15 protein-coding genes are annotated in these 16327 nt (G+C 62.2%); 12 read left to right on the top strand and 3 right to left on the bottom strand.

The window, feature by feature from the left end; all coding sequences use genetic code 11:
• Positions 1-15: 15 nt before the first annotated feature.
• From AAEO81_RS19190 to AAEO81_RS19180, 3 genes are all read left to right on the top strand, one after another.
• Positions 16-2442, top strand: coding sequence for a TonB-dependent siderophore receptor (locus AAEO81_RS19190; protein ID WP_341964570.1), 2427 nt, complete (start codon positions 16-18; stop codon positions 2440-2442).
• A 115-nt stretch (positions 2443-2557) separates the two neighbouring features.
• Positions 2558-2872, top strand: coding sequence for a hypothetical protein (locus AAEO81_RS19185; RefSeq protein ID WP_341958558.1), 315 nt, complete (start codon positions 2558-2560; stop codon positions 2870-2872).
• Entirely contained in the window at positions 2872-3162 is a 291-nt protein-coding gene (locus AAEO81_RS19180; RefSeq protein ID WP_341958557.1) for a helix-turn-helix domain-containing protein, read from the top strand. The genes AAEO81_RS19185 and AAEO81_RS19180 overlap by 1 nt, the downstream gene beginning before the upstream one ends.
• A 17-nt stretch (positions 3163-3179) precedes the next feature.
• On the opposite strand, the gene AAEO81_RS19175 is transcribed toward AAEO81_RS19180, so the two are convergent.
• A complete protein-coding gene (locus AAEO81_RS19175; RefSeq protein ID WP_341958556.1) occupies positions 3180-5084 on the bottom strand; it encodes a sigma 54-interacting transcriptional regulator in 1905 nt (634 codons plus the stop codon).
• A 237-nt stretch (positions 5085-5321) separates the two neighbouring features.
• Here AAEO81_RS19175 and AAEO81_RS19170 point away from each other — a divergent pair, with 237 nt between their 5' ends.
• The 7 genes from AAEO81_RS19170 to AAEO81_RS19140 all read left to right on the top strand — a co-directional run bounded on the left by AAEO81_RS19170 (position 5322) and on the right by AAEO81_RS19140 (position 11549).
• Positions 5322-5804 (top strand): MSMEG_0572/Sll0783 family nitrogen starvation response protein, encoded by a 483-nt coding sequence (locus AAEO81_RS19170; protein ID WP_341958555.1) that lies wholly within the window; start codon positions 5322-5324, stop codon positions 5802-5804.
• 188 nt (positions 5805-5992) lie between these two features.
• Positions 5993-6970, top strand: coding sequence for a Nit6803 family nitrilase (locus AAEO81_RS19165; protein WP_341958554.1), 978 nt, complete (start codon positions 5993-5995; stop codon positions 6968-6970).
• Positions 6957-8039: an MSMEG_0568 family radical SAM protein gene (locus AAEO81_RS19160; RefSeq protein ID WP_341958553.1), complete on the top strand. Its 1083-nt coding sequence runs from the start codon at positions 6957-6959 to the stop codon at positions 8037-8039. Before AAEO81_RS19165 ends, AAEO81_RS19160 begins: the two co-directional genes overlap by 14 nt.
• Before the next feature lie 138 nt (positions 8040-8177).
• Positions 8178-8738: an MSMEG_0567/Sll0786 family nitrogen starvation N-acetyltransferase gene (locus AAEO81_RS19155; protein WP_341958552.1), complete on the top strand. Its 561-nt coding sequence runs from the start codon at positions 8178-8180 to the stop codon at positions 8736-8738.
• Positions 8731-9759 (top strand): sll0787 family AIR synthase-like protein, encoded by a 1029-nt coding sequence (locus AAEO81_RS19150; protein WP_341958551.1) that lies wholly within the window; start codon positions 8731-8733, stop codon positions 9757-9759. Before AAEO81_RS19155 ends, AAEO81_RS19150 begins: the two co-directional genes overlap by 8 nt.
• A gap of 1 nt (position 9760) precedes the next feature.
• Positions 9761-10081: an MSMEG_0570 family nitrogen starvation response protein gene (locus AAEO81_RS19145; RefSeq protein ID WP_166596812.1), complete on the top strand. Its 321-nt coding sequence runs from the start codon at positions 9761-9763 to the stop codon at positions 10079-10081.
• A 187-nt stretch (positions 10082-10268) separates the two neighbouring features.
• Entirely contained in the window at positions 10269-11549 is a 1281-nt protein-coding gene (locus tag AAEO81_RS19140) for an MSMEG_0569 family flavin-dependent oxidoreductase (protein ID WP_341958550.1), read from the top strand.
• Between the two features lie 48 nt (positions 11550-11597).
• Here AAEO81_RS19140 and AAEO81_RS19135 read toward each other — a convergent pair whose 3' ends face one another.
• Positions 11598-12941, bottom strand: coding sequence for an endonuclease/exonuclease/phosphatase family protein (locus AAEO81_RS19135; protein WP_341958549.1), 1344 nt, complete (start codon positions 12939-12941; stop codon positions 11598-11600).
• A gap of 48 nt (positions 12942-12989) precedes the next feature.
• The gene (locus tag AAEO81_RS19130) at positions 12990-13826 is read right to left on the bottom strand and encodes a hypothetical protein (protein ID WP_341958548.1); all 837 of its coding nucleotides are present in this window, start codon (positions 13824-13826) and stop codon (positions 12990-12992) included.
• Between the two features lie 264 nt (positions 13827-14090).
• Between AAEO81_RS19130 and AAEO81_RS19125 the strand changes: the two genes are divergently transcribed.
• Together AAEO81_RS19125 and AAEO81_RS19120 are read left to right on the top strand one after the other, a co-directional pair.
• Positions 14091-14822: a GntR family transcriptional regulator gene (locus tag AAEO81_RS19125; RefSeq protein WP_341958547.1), complete on the top strand. Its 732-nt coding sequence runs from the start codon at positions 14091-14093 to the stop codon at positions 14820-14822.
• A 183-nt stretch (positions 14823-15005) separates the two neighbouring features.
• The gene (locus AAEO81_RS19120) at positions 15006-16295 is read left to right on the top strand and encodes an MFS transporter (protein ID WP_166596817.1); all 1290 of its coding nucleotides are present in this window, start codon (positions 15006-15008) and stop codon (positions 16293-16295) included.
• The last annotated feature ends 32 nt before the right edge of the window (positions 16296-16327 follow it).

Here is a 16327-nt window from a genome sequence, read left to right as displayed (position 1 = left end):
GCCGTCCGCCGCACCCTGCCTGCACCGCAATCCTCTCGCTGGCTGCCGTGGGCGTTGGCCCTGGCGGTCGGCACCGGCGCGGGTCACAGCTATGCCGAGGGCGCGCCGACGGCGATTCACATTCAGGCCCAACCCCTGAGCGCCGCGTTGAGTCAGCTGGGTCAGCAGACCTCCCTGCAACTGTTTTTCAGCCCGGACCTGGTCGCCGGGAAGCAGGCGCCCGCGGTGGATGGCAATCTGTCACCGGAACAGGCGCTGCGTTCGCTGCTTAGGGGCAGTGGTCTGGACTATGAAATGTCCGCCGACACCGTGGTGCTCAAGCTTGCCGGACAAAGCGCGTTCGCCACGCCGGGCAGCCTTGAAATCGCGCCGATCGAAGTGAAAGTGGTGGGGGACTGGCTCGGTGATGCCGACGCCGTCGTGGTGCAGAACCACCCCGGTGCGCGGACCGTTGTGCGCCGTCAGACCATGGTCGAGCAGGGCGCGCAAAACGTCGGCGATGTGCTGCGGCGCATTCCCGGCGTGCAAGTGCAGGAATCCAACGGCACCGGCGGCAGCGACATTTCCCTGAACGTGGGCGTGCGTGGCCTGACCTCGCGCCTGTCGCCACGCTCGACCGTGCTGATCGACGGCGTACCTGCGGCGTTCGCGCCCTATGGCCAGCCACAGCTGTCGATGGCGCCGATTTCCTCGGGCAACCTCGACAGCATCGACGTGGTGCGCGGCGCAGGTTCGGTGCGTTACGGGCCGCAGAACGTCGGCGGTGTGATCAACTTCGTCACCCGCGCCATCCCGGAAAAACTCAGCGGCGACGTCAGCAGCACCATCGAGACCAGTCGCCATGGCGGTTACAAGAACATGGAAACCATGTTCATCGGCGGCACGGCGGACAACGGCCTGGGCGCAGCCTTGCTGTACTCCACCGTCAACGGTTCGGGCTATCGCTCCAGCAACAATGACAACGACATTGATGACCTGCTGCTCAAGACCCACTGGGCGCTCACCGAGCAGGATGACCTGTCGGTGAACTTCCACTATTACGACGCCAAGGCCGACATGCCGGGCGGTCTGACGCAGAAGCAGTTCGACGCCAATCCGTATCAGTCTGACCGTGATTACGACAACTTCAGCGGTCGTCGCAAGGACGTGTCGATCAAGTACAAGCGTCAGATCGACGACTCAACCCAAGCCGAACTGCTGACGTATTACACCGACAGTTTTCGCGGCAGCAACATTGCCGCCCGCGACCAGAAAACCCTCGGCTCCTTCCCGCGCAGCTACCACACGTTTGGCATCGAGCCGCGCGTCTCGCACGTGCTGGACCTGGGGCCGACCACCCAGGAAGTCAGCGTGGGTGCCCGCTACCTGAAAGAGGCCATGCATGAGCAGGCGTCTCGCCTGGGGCTGGTGAACAACACTCCCGTGGTGATTCCGGGTTCCGACGGCCACGTCTATCAGGATCGCACGGGTGGCACTGAAGCGACCGCGTTCTACATCGACGACAAGATCGATGTGGGCAAATGGACCGTCACCCCCGGCATCCGTTTCGAACGGATCAGCACCGATTGGCACGACCGACCGGTGCTCGGCACCAACGGGGTGCGAGTGCAAGAGAAAGACCGCAGCGTCAACAACAACGAACCGTTGCCCGCGCTGAGCGTGATGTATCACCTGTCGGACGAGTGGAAGCTGTTCGCCAACTACGAGACGTCCTTTGGCAGCCTGCAATACTTCCAGGTTGCCCAGGGCGGCACGGGCAATGACACGGCCAGCGGCCTGCAACCGGAGAAGGCCAAGACCTACGAACTGGGCACCCGTTACGACAACGGCACGTGGGGCGGCGAGCTGACCGCGTTCTACATCGACTTCGACGACGAACTGCAATACGTCAGCAACGACGTGGGCTGGACCAACCTCGGCGCCACAAAGCACCAGGGCATCGAAGCTTCGGCCCACTACGACCTCAGCGCCCTCGACGCGCACTTGACCGGGCTGACGGCCAATGCCGGATTCACCTACACCCGCGCCACCTCCGAGGGCGACATCCCCGGCTTCAAAGGCCGCGACCTGCCGCTCTATTCGCGTCAGGTCGCCACGGTCGGTCTGCGTTATGAGGTCGACCGCTGGACCTACAACGTCGACGGCTACGCCCAATCGAAACAACGCGCACCCGGCACCGGAACCAACGCCGATGGCAGCTTCAACGGCAACTACATCACCACGCCCTCGGCTGACGGTCAGTACGGCGACATCCCTGGCTACGTCACCTGGAACGTGCGCGGCGCTTACAACTTCGGCAAACAGATGTCGAACCTCAAAGTGGGGGCGGGCGTGAAGAACCTCTTCGACCACCAATACTTCACCCGCTCCAGCGACAACAACTCGGGGATCTACCTGGGGCAACCACGGACGTTCTTTGTGCAGGCGAGTGTGGGGTTTTGAGGGCAGGTCATACCGTGTAACCAAGGGCGCCTTCGGGCGCTCTTTTTTTAGGGTTGCAATCGACTTAAGGTATGTCTACGCTTGCGACTGCGCCAATGGCGCATGAGGATAAAGGATGATCTTCATCGAAACACGGATATTCACTCAGGATCTTGGAGAGCTGCTGACTGACGAGGAGTACCAGGCCTTTCAGGCTTTTCTCGCTCAGAATCCTTTAGCTGGGACGGTGATTCAAGGCACTGGGGGCTTGCGTAAGGTCAGGTGGTCGAGTCAGGACAAAGGAAAGCGTTCGGGTGTGCGGGTGATCTATTACCACGTGAGTCTGGCATTTCAGATTCGCCTGATTCTGATCTACCGCAAGGGCGTCAAGGATGATCTGGACGCTCAGGAAAAAAAGATTCTCAAGGAATTGAACAGCAGGTGGGAATGATGGAAAAAGAACTCTTCAACCGTCTTGTCGAGAGCATGACAGAGATGGGTGAGATCGTTCGGGGGGAGCGCCAGCCGTCCCGCGAATTTCATGTTGATGCGCTTAAAATCAAGGAAATCCGACAGGCGACCGGTCTTTCGCAAGCGAGTTTTGCACGCACGATCGATGTCGCGGTCGGCACGTTGCGTAATTGGGAACAGGGTCGCCGAGAGCCTGAAGGGCCCGCGAAGGCATTATTGCGTGCGATCCACAATGATCCCGTTCACGTGTTGGCCGCTTTAAAGCATTGAGCGATGAGGTGGACCTCTTAGTCCACCTCAATATCCAACCGCTTCAACCGCGATGCCAGCGTCGTCGGTTTCACCCCCAGCAATTCCGCCGCACCGCCTTTGCCGAACAGTTTTCCATTCGCGGCTTTCAGGGCGGCGTGCATGTTGTTGCGTTCGAGGTCGCGCATCTGATCTTCGGTGAGGAAGGTCGGCAGAGGCGACGTGTCAGCCACTGTACGGCTTGCGGCTTTCGGTTCATCAGGCAAATCCATATTCAAATCCGCGCCCGTCGAGGTGATCAGTGCCCGTTCGATCACGTTCTGCAATTCGCGAATGTTGCCCGGCCAGGAGTAGTTTTGCAGCCGTTCGATGTCGCTGTTGCGCAGCCGCCGACCGGGCATGTTCAGGCGTTTGCCGACTTGTTTGAGAAAGTGCGCGGCGAGCGGCGCAATGTCCATCGGACGGTCGCGCAGGGCGGGGGACTGGATCGGGAAGACGTTAAGACGGAAGTACAAATCCTCGCGAAAATGCTTGGCCCCGACTTCCTGCCTCAGGTCGCGATTGGTCGCCGCGATGATCCGCACATCGACTTTGCGGGTGCGTTCTTCGCCCACTCGTTCGAATTGCCCCTCCTGCAACACGCGCAGCAATTTGCTTTGCAGCTCCAGTGGAATCTCGCCGATTTCGTCAAGAAACAGCGTGCCGCCGTCGGCCAGTTCGAAGCGTCCGACCCGGTCTCTCACCGCTCCGGTAAATGCCCCGCGAATATGGCCGAAAAACTCACTCTCAAACAGCTCCGTGGGAATCGCCGCGCAGTTGACCCGAATCAGCGGGTGCGCGCTGCGGCGGCTGGCCTGGTGAATGGCGCGGGCAATCAACTCCTTGCCGGTGCCGGATTCGCCGTTGATCAACACGCTGGCGTCGGTGGGGGCGACCACGTCGATCTGCTTGATGATTTTCAGGATCGGCGCGCTCTGACCGACGATCTCGCGAAAGTTGTGCTCGATGTGAATCTCTTCCTGTAAATAAGCGTTCTGGTCTTCGAGCCGCTGCTTCAGCACCTTCAGTTCGTCGAGCGCCGTTTGCAGCTGAGTCTCGGTGCTGCGCCGTTCGGTGATGTCGCGAAACACCACCACGGCCCCCGCAATACGCCCATCCGAGATCACCGGCGTGCTGGTGAATTCCACCGGAAAAAAGCTGCCGTCACGACGCCAGAACACCTCCTGCCGACCTTCGTGTACCACGCCGTCGTGCACGGCCTTGTAGATCGGGCAATCCTCGACCGGGTAGTGGCTGCCGTCTTCGTGGCTGTGGTGATGAATGCGGTGAATGTTCTTGCCGAGCATGTCCTTGGCGTCCCAGCCGAGCATCCGCGCGCCCGCCGGGTTGACGAAGGTGGCCAGGCCTTCGCTGTCGATGGCGTAGATGCCGTCGCCCACCGAACTGAGCAACAGCTGATTGTCCCGCTCGGACTCCTGAAACAGATTGAGGATGTTGCGCCACTCGATCAGCCCGCCGCGCATGGTGCGCTCGGTGTGGGCCTGATCCTGCTGGTACTTCTGCTGACTGGCCTCGCGCAGCACCAGGATCAGCTGCGGGCTGCCCTTGATCTGCAAGGTGGTGGCGGAGATTTCCAGCTCGATGCGTTCGCCAGTCTTGATGTTGCAACTCAAGTCGTCGGTCCAGCCTCGGCCTTTGTCCATCACCGCCTGGGTGAACACGATCAGGTCCGCCAACTGGTGCCCGAACAGTTTGCTCACGGGCAGGGCCAGCAACTCCTGGCGCGGGTAACCGAGCAGCTTGCAGGCGGCGATGTTGAGGTCGCCGAAGTGATCGGCGAACGGGTCGAGGAGGGCGATGGCTTCGGCGCAGTGCTCGAACACCATGTGCCGCGAGGAATAGGCCAGGTCGGCCCAGCCAATCAACGAATCGGGTTCGTTCATGATACGAAATCTCGTGGTTTTCCACTACGAAGATTCGTACTTCTACGGGAATGCGTAATGCCTTGAAAGCATCAGATGGTGGGTAAAAAGACGGATCAGATAGGGATCTTCCTTGAAATCAACCGGTTACGCCTTTCACGAGACCCTCGATTTTTTTGGCACGGCCTTCGCTCTATCAGGTTGTCACCCGGTGAACGATCCGGACACCGACAACACCCGAACGAACGGAGCGACGACATGCCAAGCGTAGACATCAATCACTATCAAGACGGCGACTTCCTGGTCAATTACGAAGAGAAGGTCTTCGAGGACGTCAAAGCCGAGCCGGGCGAAAAAGCTCTGCTGACCTTCCACACCATCGCGTTCGAAGGGTCGATCGGCCTGGTCAACATGCTTCAAGCCAAGCGCCTGTTGCGTAAAGGCTTCGAAACCAAAGTCCTGCTGTACGGACCGGGCGTGCAACTGGGTGTGCAGCGCGGCTTCCCGACGTTGGGCGCCGAAGCGTTTCCGGGGCACTTGGCGGTGAATAACCAGATCAAGGCGTTCATGGTCGAGGGCGGCGAAGTCTACGCCTGCCGCTTTGCCCTGCAGGCGTTGTACGGCCAGACCGAAAAGGCGCTGATCGAAGGCATCCGCCCGATCAACCCGCTGGACGTGATGGACCTGCGCCTGCTGATGCGCCGTGAGGGCGCGATGATTATCGATACCTGGACGGCCTGAGACGACAGCGCTGAATAGCGCATATCCCTTGTAGGAGCCGGCTTGCTGGCGAAAGCGGTGGGTCAGCTAAAAAACATCGCCTGACACTCCGCATTCGCCAGCTAGCCGGCTCCTACAGAGGTCGCGGCTGGCGCTGCATCAATGAATGCCTGCCGCTAACGATCAACGCACGACCAGGACACCCCGACATGACCACCATCCGCGCCGCCGCCGTTCAGTTCAGCCCCGTGCTGTACTCCCGCGAAGCCACCGTCGCCAAGCTGTGCCGCACCTTGCTTGAATTGGGTCGCGAGGGGGTGCAGTTCGCGGTTTTTCCGGAAACCGTGGTGCCGTATTACCCCTATTTCTCCTTCGTCCAACCGCCGTTCGCCATGGGCAAGGAGCACCTGCGACTGCTCGAAGAGTCGGTCACCGTGCCCTCCGACGTCACTCGGCAAATCGGCGAGGCCTGCCGTGAAGCGGGCATCGTCGCCTCCATCGGCGTCAACGAGCGCGACGGCGGCACGATCTATAACGCGCAATTGCTGTTCGACGCCGACGGCACGCTGATTCAACACCGCCGCAAGATCACCCCGACCTACCACGAACGCATGGTCTGGGGGCAGGGCGACGGTTCGGGCCTGCGTGCCGTGGACAGCGCCGTGGGCCGCATCGGCTCGCTGGCCTGCTGGGAACATTACAACCCGCTGGCCCGTTACGCGCTGATGGCCGATGGCGAACAGATTCACGTGGCGATGTTTCCCGGCTCGCTGGTGGGCGATATTTTTGCCGAGCAGATCGAAGTCACCATCCGCCATCACGCCCTGGAATCCGGCTGCTTCGTGGTCAACGCCACGGCTTGGCTCGACGCCGATCAACAGGGGCAGATCATGCAGGACACCGGTTGTGCGCTGGGGCCGATTTCCGGAGGTTGCTTCAGCGCCATCGTCACGCCGGAAGGCAAGTTGCTCGGCGAACCGCTGCGCACCGGCGAAGGCCGGGTGATCGCCGACCTCGACCTGAAGCTCATCGACAAACGCAAACGCATGATGGATTCCGTCGGCCACTACAGCCGTCCGGAACTGCTGAGCCTGCTGATCGACCGCACGCCCACCGCCCAGCTGCACGAACGCAGCCCGCACCCGATGACCCCTGTTCGCGAGGAGCTGAGCCATGCAGACCAATGAACTGCTCGCCGAACTGCAATGCCACGGCGTGCGCTGGCCCGCCGCGCAAAATGGCCTGTCACGCAAGGGCGGTGCGGGGCCTTCGGACCATAAGGCGCTGACCGTGGGCGGACGGACCATGATGGTGCCGATCCTCAACCAGGCTTCACAGACCTCGCCGTACCAAGCGCAGCCCAGTGAAGACGGCAGCCTGGCGCTGATCTTTCGTGAAGGCTTGCAGGTCGGTCAGGTGAAGATGCCCGGCGTGCCAAATTTCTACAGCCGCAGCACCGCCGACGGCATCCCCTACTGGAAGATCGCCACGCTGCACAGTGCTGACGTATTGGCCACCACGGTGTTGCAGCACTGCATTCGTTTCAATGATCGCAGCACGTCCTGCCAGTTCTGCGCTATTGGCCAGTCGCTGGCGGCGGGCAAGACCATCGCCCGCAAACGTCCGCAACAGTTGGCGGAAGTGGCGAAAGCCGCCGTCGAGCTGGACGGCGTGAAGCACATGGTAATGACCACCGGCACGCCCCAGACGCCGGACCGTGGCGCGGCAATTCTGTGTGAGTCCGCCGCTGCCGTCACCGCCGCCGTGGACTTGCCGATCCAGGCCCAATGCGAGCCGCCGGACGACGACGTCTGGTTTGAACGACTGGCCGACAGCGGCGTGGTCTCGCTCGGCATGCACCTGGAAGCGGTCACGGACGAGGTGCGTCAGCGGATCATGCCGGGCAAAGCCGAAGTGCCGTTGAGCCGTTATTTCGAAGCCTTCGAAGCGGCGGTGAAGGTGTTCGGGCGCGGTCAGGTCAGCACGTACATCCTCGCCGGGCTGGGCGACAGCGAACGGGCGATCACCGACATGAGCGAGCGTTTGAGTGCGATGGGCGTGTACCCCTTCGTCGTGCCGTTCGTGCCCATCGACGGCACGCCGCTGGCTCATCATCCCAAACCCGACAGCGCCATGATGGCCCGGCTCTACCCGCAGATTGGCGCCAGCCTGCGTCGCCACGGCCTGCACTCGGAAAACATCAACGCGGGCTGCGCGAAGTGCGGCGCGTGTTCGGCGTTGAAGAACCATGAATAACGGCGCGAGCCATTGCTTTTTGTAGGAGCGCGCTTGCCCGCGAAGGCGTCGGATCTGACACTTCGTCGTTGTCTGACACACCGTCATCGCGGGCAAGCAAGCGCCTACAGGTTCTACACATTTCACGGGAGACGGATCATGCAGAACCTGGCCTTTGCCCTCGTCGACAGCACCTTCGAACCGTTTCGCGCCGGTGAGCTGGTGGTCAAACCCGCTTCGGAACCCTGGGAGAAACAGGCGTACTTCGCGCTGCGTCGCTCGGTGTTTTCCGATGAACAACAGCTGCTGCCCCAGGACAAGGACAGCCACGACTTCCAGGCCATCGCCATTGTCGCGCTGGCCGGGAGTTGCGGCATGGCGGATCAGGTCGTCGGTGCCGTGCGCATCTATCAACCGGAGCCCGGTCTCTGGTTTGGTGGGCGCTTGTGTGTCGCGCAGGCCTATCGTCGCCACAGCATGATCGGCAAGGCGCTGGTCAACGAGGCGGTCTCACGGGCCAAGGACCTGGGTTGCGAGACGTTTCGTGCCACGGTTCAGGCGCCCAACGAAGCGTATTTCCATGGCTTGCAGTGGCAGACCCTCGAACACCTCGAATTGCTGGGCCAGCCTCACTGCCTGATGCAGGCTGATCTGGCCTGCTATCCATTGATGCCGCGTCAGGTGTCGTTGCGAGCGTTGAAGGGGGCTCGTCATGGCTGAATCCATCGATCTGAACGCGCTGCTCGACACCCTGCGCAAGACACCGGCGATGCTGTCCAAACAGGCGATCCAGCAACCGGCGAAAATCATCGGCATCAGCGACAAGCCGCTGACCCGCGCCGAGCTCTACGCACTGCCCGGCGACGACACCGCCGCCATTGCCTGTGGCGATCACTTCCAGTTGCTGGCCATCGAAGGCATGTTGCCGGGTTTCGTGAAAGCGGCGCCGTGGTTCGCGGGCTGGTCAGCGGTAATGGCCAACGTCAGCGACATCACCGCCATGGGCGGTCGTGCGACGGCGGTGGTCAACGCTTACTGGCATCACGACGATGCCGCCGCGCAAGAGATCCTTGCGGGTATTCGTGCGGCCTGCGACGCCTACGGCCTGATGCTGGCGGGCGGGCACACCAGCCTCGCCGCGCACAATCCCACTGCCTTGGCCGTGGCGATCACCGGCATCGCCAGCCGTTTGCTCTCGACCCTGCACGTCAAACCGGGGCAGGTCATCGCCATGGCGGTGGACCTCGAAGGCTATTGGCACGCCGACAGCACCTACTGGAAAGCCTTCGAAGGCGTGCCCGCCGAGCGCCTGCGCAGCAAGCTCGAAGTGCTGCCGCGTCTGGCCGAAGCGCAACTGCTGCATGCCGCCAAGGACATCAGCAACGCCGGGGTCCTGGGCAGTCTGTTGATGCTGCTGGAAACCACTGGCTGCGGGGGCGACATCGACCTGCAACGGCTGCCGTGTCCGGACGACGCCGACCTCTTGCGCTGGCTGCAAGTCTTCCCCAGCTACGGATTTCTCATGACCCTGGACGACGCCGACTGGCCCAACGTTCAGGCGGCGTTTGCCTTCGAAGGCTTGCGCTGCGAACGCATCGGCCGGGTCACCGACAGTGCCGAACTCACCGTTCAGCACGGCCTGCAACGCCGCACCTTCTGGAACCTCAAGGAGCAGCCATTCACCGGGTTCAGTTACCCGCACCTCGACCTTTCACCTCTGTCCGCACACAAGGAGCACTGACATGCCCGCCGTCAACTTCCGCATCCGCTGGCCCAATGGCAAAGAGGCCGCCTGCTACTCGCCCTCGACCGTGATCTACGAACATTTGCAGGAGGGCGCGAGCTACCCGCTGGCGGATTTTCTCCAGCGAGTCGACGGCGGGTTGAACAACGCCTCCGAGCGGGTGAAGCAGGTCAAGGGCTTCTATTGCAGCTCGGCGATGGACACCCTCGGCATGCTCAAGGGGCAGGCCTTCGGGCAGTCCGAAGGCGAGGTCGAAGTGTTGAGCATGCGCACCGAAGGCGGTGGCCGGGTGACGGGTGCGGGCTGGAGTTCGTTTTGACTCAACTCGGCCCCCTCTGTGGGAGCGAATTCATTCGCGAAAAATCTGCCAGGCGACGCCTCTCTATCGAATGCACTGGCCCTTCGCGAATGAATTCGCTCCCACAGAAAAAACGCAATTCTGCCGGCAGATGGCCGTAGCCCACACATTCTGACTTTTATGATTTGCACCACCGGAGACCTCCACCATGCCCAGCTCAATCACCCCCATCAAAACCCCGCACCACAGTGTGATCATCGTCGGCGGCGGGCAGGCCGGTCTGTCGGCCAGCTACTACCTGCAACAGCAGGGCGTCGATCATCTGGTGCTGGAAAAGCACAGCTTGACCCACACCTGGCGCCACCAGCGCTGGGACGCGTTCAGTCTGGTCACGCCCAACTGGCAATGCGCGCTGCCAGGGTATCGCTACAGCGAAGAGCACGGCGGCACGGACCCCCACGGCTTCATGAAAAAGGACGAAATCAACGCCTACCTGGCGGGTTTCGTCAAAGCGGTCAACGCTCCGGTGCACGAAGGCGTGACGGTCAAGCGCGTGGCGCCTCGTGCTTCGGGCGGGTTCGACGTGCACACATCTCAAGGCGACTTCACCGCCGATCAAGTGATCTGCGCCTCGGGCGGTTATCACACGCCGATCATCCCGCGCCTGGCCGAGCGCCTGCCTTCGAGCATCACCCAGATTCACTCCGAGCAATACCGCAACCCCCAGGCCCTGCCCGAAGGCAATGTGCTGGTGGTCGGCTCCGGGCAGTCCGGCGCGCAGATCGCCGAAGACCTGCACCTGGCCGGGCGCAAGGTGTATCTGGCGGTGGGTGATGCGCCTCGCTGCGCGCGGTTTTACCGGGGCAAGGACGTGGTCGATTGGCTCGCGGCAATGGGCTACTACCAGATCGGCGTCGACACCCATCCGCTGCGCGAAGGCGTGCGCGACAACACCAACCATTACGTCACCGGGCGCGACGGCGGGCGGGACATCGACCTGCGCAAATTTGCCCTGGAAGGCATGGAGCTGTTCGGTCGCCTCGACGGCTTGCAAGGCGAGGTGATGCAGTTCAGCGACAACCTCACGGACAGCCTGAACAGCGCCGATGCGGTGTACAACCGGATCAACACGTCTATCGACAAGTACATCGCCGAGCAAGAGATCGACGCCCCGGCGGGTGAGCGTTACGAGCCGGTGTGGACGCCGGAGCAGGAGCGCGGCGAGCTGAATCTGCTGGAGCACGGCATCACCAGCATCATCTGGTGCATCGGCTTTACGCCGGATTTCAGCTGGGTCGATGCGCCGGTGTTCAGCGGTCGTGGTCATCCCGGCCATGTGCGCGGCGTGACGGCGCAACCGGGGCTGTATTTCCTCGGATTGCCATGGCTCTACACCTGGGGATCGGGCCGGTTCTCCGGCGTCGCGCGGGATGCCGAGTACCTGGTTGAACACATCGCTCGGGTGCGTGCCAAGCACAAGGTGGCTTAGCCACTCACGTGAGCGCGTACGCCACCCTCGGCGGACGCGCTCACTGGCTCACTCGGGAAACGCCAGCGTGAAACTGGCTGCCCGATGGTCCGACGGGCCGGCGGCGCTGACCTGCCCGGGGGCGGGATCGATGCTCGTGCCATTCACCACGGCGTAATCCAGTATCGACTGAGGTTGTGTGCTGGGGTGAGTCGCCGTGCCGGGCAGCACCAGTTGCCCGATTTCCGGAGGGGAGATCCATGGGCCCCGAGCGGGCTGGCTACCACTAGGGTCTTCCCGAGGGTCCCGGTTGAAATCACCCAACAAGGCGACGGGTGTCGGCGTGTGCCAACTCACTTCTCTGAGCACACGCGGAGCATTGGGTCCACCGCCGGAAATCGCGTGGAAGGTGTAGACGGTGATCGGCTCCGCGCGCGAATGGCGCCTGCGTATCACCACGCCCAGTGCCGGGCGATTCGGCGGGGCGCCATCGAGCGCGGGCAGGCCATCGGAAATCACCACCGGCGTCACTACTTCAAAGTCACCCCGGCTGGCGACGACCACCGCCAGGTTGACCCGCAAGCGCTGGACGTCGAGAAAAAACAGCTGATATTGCTCCGGGCGCGAGACGCTGCCCGCGTCCCAGAGATACTGCTCAACCCGGAACACCGCACCGAATTGATCAGCCACTGTCAGGTCGGTCACGTGCCGGGCCGAGGCTGGACGAACCCCTGCTTCCTGGAGGGCAATGAGGGTGTTCTCACGGGCCAGTGGCAGTACGAACGTGCGCCATTTTGCATCGCTCGCTTCTGACGTGCCTTGCATGTTCCAGGTGGCCACCGACAAGGAATGATGAACGCTGGACGGTGCCCGGCCCAGTTCGATCCGTGTGCCTTGTGCATCGTCGATCATCCGCGCGTGGTGATAATCCCGGATGCGCCCGTGCAGGCGAATGCGCGACAGCCAGGGGCCGTGGGCCGCCCCGACAATGATCTGCAACACCCTGAGGGCGTCCCCGTGGTCCAGCGTTTCGGGGCCCTGTGCTGCGCGCAGCCCATTCATGGTGAAGGCGTGATGCAGGTGATAGAAATTCAGCAGCATTGGGTAGCTGACACGGGCCGGAGCCGCCGTGATGAGCGCGATGAACCGCGCATCGTTGTAGAGCCGTCGGAACGTCGACGTCAGCGACTCCGCGTAATCCCGTTGCGCGGCTTCATTCGCGCTGCGCATGTAACGCTGGGACAGTGCATACGCCAGCCACGCCGACGTGTGTCCGGCATCGGCGGGCGCGGAAGACAGTAACGTGGCGATGTCCGTGACCACCACTTCGAATTGCGTTTCGAAGTCTTGCAGGCGGGAAACGGAGAGCAGTTCGCGGCTGATGTAATCACGGATGGTGGGGTTGACGGGCATGGCAAACGCTCACGAAGTCTGTTGGCGGGAGAGGGAACTGGAGCGCGCTCACTGGGAAAAAACCGCTGTGAGCTGCCCGTCCTGAGCTGCCAGCGTCGGGCTGACCGGGGCGCACGTCAGCAGCGTGCTGGCGACGGGCGCACTCACGCAGTGACCGTCATAGGTGTACTGGTGCAGCGCGTTGTCCTGCCCGGCGAACGCCAGAGTGAGCAATCCGTCATGCACGGTCAGCCCCGGCGAATGCGGGTAGCTCTGATTGATCAGCGGGATGCGGCTTGTCCAGTTTGTGCCGTCGCTTTTCAGCAAGAAGCAGTGACCCGACTCCCTGTCGCTGTAGATCAAATGAATGAGGTTCTGGTAGGTCGCGGCCACCGGGCTCAGGTGTGTCAAGGCGGCGATCTTGCCATCGGTCTTGATCACCGGGCGCCTGCGCCAGCTGCTCAGGTTGGCGGTGGTCTTGTGATAGAGGTTGGCGCTGTCGTGGGTCTTGTAGAACATGTGCAGCGTGCCATTGAGAACAGCGAAGGCGGGTGTCTGCGACAGCCAGTCATTCATCTGCGCAACCGTCACGAAGGACTTCGAGGGCTCGGCGTAACGGCAGAGCACGGTCATGTTCTGTGCGTTCTTGTAGACCATGTACAGCGTGCTTTTGAACGAAAAAAGCCCCGGCACGCCGCTGCTGTTGCGGCCTGTTTCGAGCGTTGCCCATTCCCGCTCCGAGGCGGCCTGCCGGGTGATCAGCTTGATCACGTCACCTTCCCCAAGGTACGCGGCATACAGCGCGCCCTTGTGTTCCGCCATCCGGCAACCCTGATCAGAGGCCTCGCCGATCAACTGCGAGCTGCAGAGAATGCCGTGGGGATGTTGCGTGTAATAAAGATTCATGAGTCAAAAACGCCTGCGTTGGAAAACCCTCACGTAAGCGGGTGGCGGAACTGTTCGCTAGAGGACGGCAGGACTCACAGACGTAGGAAGACTCGACAAGGGCGATGCCGAGATGAACGGTGGGCGTAGGCGTTTTCGCAGGTCCGGCGAACTGAGCGAAGCGCCGAACGGCAATGCGCCCACCTTGACGACCAGCTGTAACAGGACAATACTTCGCGAAAATTCATATAGATGACTAGATAACTACAACAGCGAAGCGCCGCCATGAACCGTCTTTCCAGTGATGTCCGCCTGCCGCTTTACCAACGTTTGCGTGATCAATTGGCGGAGCAAATCGCCAATAACCGCTGGCGTCCGGGTGAGGCCATTCCCACCGAAGCTGCCTTGTCGAGCGAGTACTGCCTGTCCACCGGCACGGTGCGCAAGGCCATCGACATGCTGGTCAGCGAAAACATTCTCGAACGCCAACAGGGGCGTGGGACCTTCATTCGTCGTCCGCAGTTCCAGTCGTCACTGTTCCGTTTCTTTCGTTTCCAGAGCGTGTCCGGCGAACGTCAGGTGCCGGAGAGCCGCATTCTTTCCATCGAACCGGTCAACGCGCCTTCTGCCGTGTCCCAGGCGCTGGGGCTGCCGCTGGAGGCGCCGGTGATTCGCATGATTCGCCTGCGCCTGCTGGACGCGCAGCCCGTGCTGGCCGAGGAAATCTGGCTGCCGCAAGTGCAATTCCAGACCCTGCTCGACACCGATCTCAGCCGCCATGGCCCGCTGCTTTATCCCATCTACGAAGAGCTGTGCGGGCAGGTGGTCGCCTACGCCGAAGAAACCCTGACCGCCGAGGCCATTGGCGACGTCCATGCCCGACTGTTGCAGGTGCCAGCCGGTAGCCCGGTGGTGGTGATCGAGCGCCTGGCCCGCAACTACGCCGGACAACCCTTGGAATGGCGCCGCTCGCGGGGGCATGCCAGCCATTTTCGGTACAGCGTGGATATCCGCTGATGATCACGCGCCACCTGTAGGAGCGCGCTTGCCCGCGATGGCATTCGTCCAGACGCTGCAACGGTGTCTGACAAGGCCTCATCGCGGGCAAGCGCGCTCCTACAGAGCGCAATGCATTGAGCCTGCCATCGAGAGCAGGCGCCATAACCACTGCCGCGTCACACACTTATAAGGACAAGAACCATGTTCAACTGGTATCGCCAAGTCACTCCTCGGGAGCGCAAAACGTTCTGGGCCTGTTTCGGCGGATGGTCGCTGGACGCCCTTGAAGTCCAGATGTTCGGCCTGGCCATTCCTGCCCTGATCGCGGCCTTCGCCATGAGCAAGGGCGACGCCGGTCTGATCAGCGGCGTGACTCTGATCACTTCGGCGCTGGGCGGCTGGGTCGGCGGCACGCTGTCGGACCGCTACGGTCGCGTGCGCACCCTGCAATGGATGATCCTCTGGTTCTCGTTCTTCACCTTCCTGTCGGCGTTTGTCACCGGCTTCAGCTCGCTGCTGGTGGTCAAGGCCCTGCAAGGTTTCGGCATCGGTGGCGAGTGGGCGGCGGGCGCGGTGCTGATGGCCGAAACCATCAACCCGAAATACCGTGGCAAGGTCATGGGCACCGTGCAAAGCGCGTGGGCGGTGGGTTGGGGCCTGGCGGTGGGCGTGTTTGCGCTGATCTACACCTTCGTTCCGGCCGACATGGCCTGGCGCGTGATGTTCCTCGTGGGCCTGCTGCCGTCGCTGTTGATCATCTGGGTGCGTCGCAACGTCGAAGAGCCGGACAGTTTCCAGCGCCTGCAAAAAGACAACGCCATCCCGCAGAACTTCTTCAAATCCCTGGCGGGCATTTTCCGTCCTGAACTGCTGCGCGTGACTCTGCTCGGTGGCTTGCTGGGCCTCGGTGCCCACGGCGGTTACCACGCGGTCATGACCTGGCTGCCGACGTTCCTGAAAACCGAACGCAACCTGTCGGTGCTCAACTCCGGCGGCTACCTCGCCGTGATCATCGTCGCCTTCTGGTGCGGCTGCGTGGCCAGCGGTTTCCTGATCGACCGCATCGGCCGTCGCATGAACATCGTGCTGTTCGCCCTGTGCTGCGTGATCACCGTGCAGTGCTACGTGTTCCTGCCGCTGACCAACACCGAGATGCTGTTCCTCGGCTTCCCGCTGGGCTTCTTCGCCGCCGGCATTCCGGCCAGCCTGGGCGCGTTGTTCAACGAACTGTACCCGGCCGACGTGCGCGGGGCAGGGGTGGGCTTCTGCTACAACTTCGGCCGCGTGCTGTCGTCGGTGTTTCCGTTCCTCGTCGGCCACATGAGCGAGTCGATGTCCCTGGGTTCGGCCATCGGCATCGACGCCGGTATCGCCTACGGCGTCGCCGTGATTGCCGCCCTGTGCCTGCCGGAAACCCGTGGCCGCAGCCTCGAAGCCACCGCCGCCGCTGCCCAGGGCTCGACCCCGCGCAACGAAGCGGCTAGCGCCTGACGATTCCTTTAGTGCGGTGTCCGGATTTCAAC

Origin of the sequence: Pseudomonas sp. RC10, from assembly GCF_038397775.1 — a bacterium.
Lineage (GTDB): Bacteria > Pseudomonadota > Gammaproteobacteria > Pseudomonadales > Pseudomonadaceae > Aquipseudomonas > Aquipseudomonas bambusae.
The sequence above is the reverse complement of the archived record's forward strand: the minus strand, read 5'-3'. Positions and strand labels throughout refer to the sequence as shown.

Coding starts and splice junctions, on each gene's coding strand:
- AAEO81_RS19160 (WP_341958553.1), top strand. CDS start 6,957: ATGCAGACCAATGAACTGCTCGCCGAACTGCAATGCCACGGCGTGCGC.
- AAEO81_RS19180 (WP_341958557.1), top strand. CDS start 2,872: ATGGAAAAAGAACTCTTCAACCGTCTTGTCGAGAGCATGACAGAGATG.
- AAEO81_RS19165 (WP_341958554.1), top strand. CDS start 5,993: ATGACCACCATCCGCGCCGCCGCCGTTCAGTTCAGCCCCGTGCTGTAC.
- AAEO81_RS19135 (WP_341958549.1), bottom strand. CDS start 12,941: ATGCCCGTCAACCCCACCATCCGTGATTACATCAGCCGCGAACTGCTC.
- AAEO81_RS19185 (WP_341958558.1), top strand. CDS start 2,558: ATGATCTTCATCGAAACACGGATATTCACTCAGGATCTTGGAGAGCTG.
- AAEO81_RS19130 (WP_341958548.1), bottom strand. CDS start 13,826: ATGAATCTTTATTACACGCAACATCCCCACGGCATTCTCTGCAGCTCG.
- AAEO81_RS19140 (WP_341958550.1), top strand. CDS start 10,269: ATGCCCAGCTCAATCACCCCCATCAAAACCCCGCACCACAGTGTGATC.
- AAEO81_RS19125 (WP_341958547.1), top strand. CDS start 14,091: ATGAACCGTCTTTCCAGTGATGTCCGCCTGCCGCTTTACCAACGTTTG.
- AAEO81_RS19145 (WP_166596812.1), top strand. CDS start 9,761: ATGCCCGCCGTCAACTTCCGCATCCGCTGGCCCAATGGCAAAGAGGCC.
- AAEO81_RS19175 (WP_341958556.1), bottom strand. CDS start 5,084: ATGAACGAACCCGATTCGTTGATTGGCTGGGCCGACCTGGCCTATTCC.
- AAEO81_RS19120 (WP_166596817.1), top strand. CDS start 15,006: ATGTTCAACTGGTATCGCCAAGTCACTCCTCGGGAGCGCAAAACGTTC.
- AAEO81_RS19150 (WP_341958551.1), top strand. CDS start 8,731: ATGGCTGAATCCATCGATCTGAACGCGCTGCTCGACACCCTGCGCAAG.
- AAEO81_RS19155 (WP_341958552.1), top strand. CDS start 8,178: ATGCAGAACCTGGCCTTTGCCCTCGTCGACAGCACCTTCGAACCGTTT.
- AAEO81_RS19170 (WP_341958555.1), top strand. CDS start 5,322: ATGCCAAGCGTAGACATCAATCACTATCAAGACGGCGACTTCCTGGTC.